Source organism: Mesorhizobium sp. M8A.F.Ca.ET.021.01.1.1 (genome assembly GCF_003998025.1).
Taxonomy (GTDB): Bacteria; Pseudomonadota; Alphaproteobacteria; order Rhizobiales; family Rhizobiaceae; genus Mesorhizobium.
Genome location: NZ_RZSJ01000754.1, coordinates 1 through 2,439, shown reverse-complemented (window position 1 = coordinate 2,439; position 2,439 = coordinate 1). Strand labels below are relative to the sequence as shown.

General features: G+C 64.0%; 3 protein-coding genes and 1 pseudogene. 1 reads left to right on the top strand and 3 read right to left on the bottom strand.

What is annotated here, in order from left to right; genetic code table 11:
- Positions 1-187, bottom strand: a pseudogene (locus EOA36_RS38630) (hypothetical protein); the annotation flags it as partial.
- Positions 188-364: 177 nt separating this feature from the next.
- On the opposite strand from EOA36_RS38630, the gene EOA36_RS33330 reads away from it, so the two are divergent.
- Entirely contained in the window at positions 365-787 is a 423-nt protein-coding gene (locus EOA36_RS33330) for a metallopeptidase family protein (protein WP_127280999.1), read from the top strand.
- A 94-nt stretch (positions 788-881) separates the two neighbouring features.
- Here the strand turns inward: EOA36_RS33330 and EOA36_RS33325 are convergent, their stop codons facing one another.
- Positions 882-1,088 (bottom strand): DUF1737 domain-containing protein, encoded by a 207-nt coding sequence (locus EOA36_RS33325; protein WP_027145959.1) that lies wholly within the window; start codon positions 1,086-1,088, stop codon positions 882-884.
- 37 nt (positions 1,089-1,125) lie between these two features.
- Entirely contained in the window at positions 1,126-2,016 is an 891-nt protein-coding gene (locus EOA36_RS33320) for a CoA ester lyase (protein WP_127280998.1), read from the bottom strand.
- Positions 2,017-2,439 lie beyond the last annotated feature (423 nt).

Below are 2,439 nucleotides of genomic sequence, written 5' to 3'. Positions count from 1 at the left end.
GCAGCGATCTGACGATCATCCGGCAAGGCCGCGGCAAGGCCGCGCCGGATGATCGTCAGATCGCTGCCTGGCGTGGGGTCAGCGCCGCCGCCGGCGCCTGCAGGCGCTCGGGCAGCGTTCCCTCGATTTTCGCGATCTGGCGGCGCAGGGCAAAAACAGTCTCCCGCGCCACGGCGGTCATCGCCATGACGGTCAGCTTCCACTCACAATTGTTCCTGTTATGTTCCTATTGATTCCAGAGGGCGCTGGAAGAGTCAAGCAGAGTCATAAGGAATTTATTCCTCTCCCGGCGCGACGCCGGCGTATAGGCGTCATTTGCCTCGACCGGTGCGAACACCTATATGCCGGGATTAAAGGACAAAGCATGGCCCGCATCTACAAGACCCGCACCTGGCATGGCGAACTTGCGCCCTCGATGGAAGAATTGGAGTTCCTGGCCCTGGAGGCCTACGCCCATCTGCCGGAGGATTTTCGCAAGCTGACCGGCGAGATCGTCATCCAGATCGCCGAATTCCCGACCGACGAGATCATGGACGATTTGTCGTTGGAGACGCCGTTCGACCTGCTCGGCCTGTTCGAGGGGCGCGGCATCGCCGAACGCTGGAACCCGCAAACCGGGGAAGGCCCCAACCGCATCACGCTCTATCGTCGCGCCATGCTCGACTACTGGGCCGAGAACGAGGAATCGCTGGGCGACATCGTCACCCACGTGCTGATCCACGAGATCGGCCACCATTTCGGCCTGTCGGACGATGATATGGAAAAGATCGAAGAGGCTGCTGAATAGGCTGTGCCTTCGTCATCCTAGGGTCTGCGCCGCGTCGCTTCGCTCCTTGCTTCGCCCTAGGATGACGAAGAGAGAGGGCCGCGGCGCTTTCCCCCTACCAGTCGCTGAGCTTGGTATCCGGCCCGTATTCCTGGCCGTCGACATCCTTCACCACGGCCTGGCCGCAGCGCATGGTCTTGGCTTTCTTGTCATAGGCATAGGTCGGCGAGCCGAACAGGTGCCAGCCCTTGTTCAGCGCCGCCGTCACCTTGTGGCAGAAGCTGGCGTCGTCCGGGGCGGTGAGAAAGCGGTAGAGTTTCATCGTCCAATTCCTGTCGTGTATCCCAAGTCGGCGAATATCATGCCCCGATGGCGGCCGCCTTCGCCAGCAGTTTTTCGGCCTGAGCCAGGTGCAGCCGCTCGACCATCCTGCCGTTCAGCGCGATGACGCCCTTGCCGCTGTTTTGCGCCAGCGCGAAGGCATCCTTCACCGCGCGCGCCTCGGCCAGTGCCTGCGCCGACGGGGCAAAGGCGCGGTTGGCGGTCTCGATCTGCGATGGATGGATCAGCGTCTTGCCGTCAAAGCCCATGGCGGCGGCCTGCGTGCATTCGCGGGCAAACGCGTCCGGGTCGCGAAAATCGTTGAACACCCCATCGAGCATGTCGAGGCCGCCGGCGCGCGCCGCCAGCAGCATCTGCATCAGCCATGGCAGGAGATAGGCGCGGTCGGGCGTCGCCAGGACACCGGTATCCTTGATCAGATCATTCGTTCCGGCAATGAAACAATCCAGCCGCGAGGCGGGGTCGCGGCCGAGTTCGGCGATGGCGCCGATGTTGAGCATGGCCTTGGGCGTCTCGATCATCGCCCATAGTTTCACGCTGTCGGGGGCAAAATTGTCGTCCAGCACATCGCCGACCTCGAGCACGTCGCGCGGTGTGTCGACCTTGGGCAGCAGGATGCCGTCCGGTTCCGCCTTGGCCACGGCGGCAAGATCCTCAGTGCCCCATTCGCTGGACAGCGCATTGACGCGCACCACCATCTCGCAGCGCCGGCCATTGCGGTCGGCACCAGGGCGATTGGCGAAAATGCCGGCCAGTTTCTCGCGCGCGGCGATCTTGTCGGCGGGAGCGACGGCGTCCTCCAGATCGATGATGACGGCGTCGCAGGCAAGCTGCGCGATCTTGGCCAGCGCCTTGTCGTTGGAGGCCGGGACATAGAGCACGGAGCGGCGCGGACGGTAGGTTTCCATGCCCGATCTATGCCGGTTGCGGTCGGGCGAGGCAAGCGTCCGACCGATACCTGATACGAGCCAACCGCGAAAGCTTGCGCCGTCCCTTGCCTGTCCTCCGCAGCCGTTGCCGAAGGGCGCCCTTCCTCTCCCCCGTCGATCGGGGGGTCCGAAGGACGGGCGAGACCCGCGGCTCGCCCCGGCAAGGTGTCGAGCGAAGCTCGACGGAGTGGGGGTCGACCTTTGGGCGCAAGGCGATGCGATGCTTGCGCCCGGTGCCCTTTCCTATGTCCGTTTGCGGCGGTTGCCAGGTGGTTCCCCCACTCCGTCTCGGCTTCGCCGAGCCACCTTGTATCTACACGAGAGAGATTTCGTGGGATTGAAGCGATTGAGCCAAGGTCCGGGCGGCCGCCCGGACCTTGGCTTGGCGAAGTCGCCCGTACC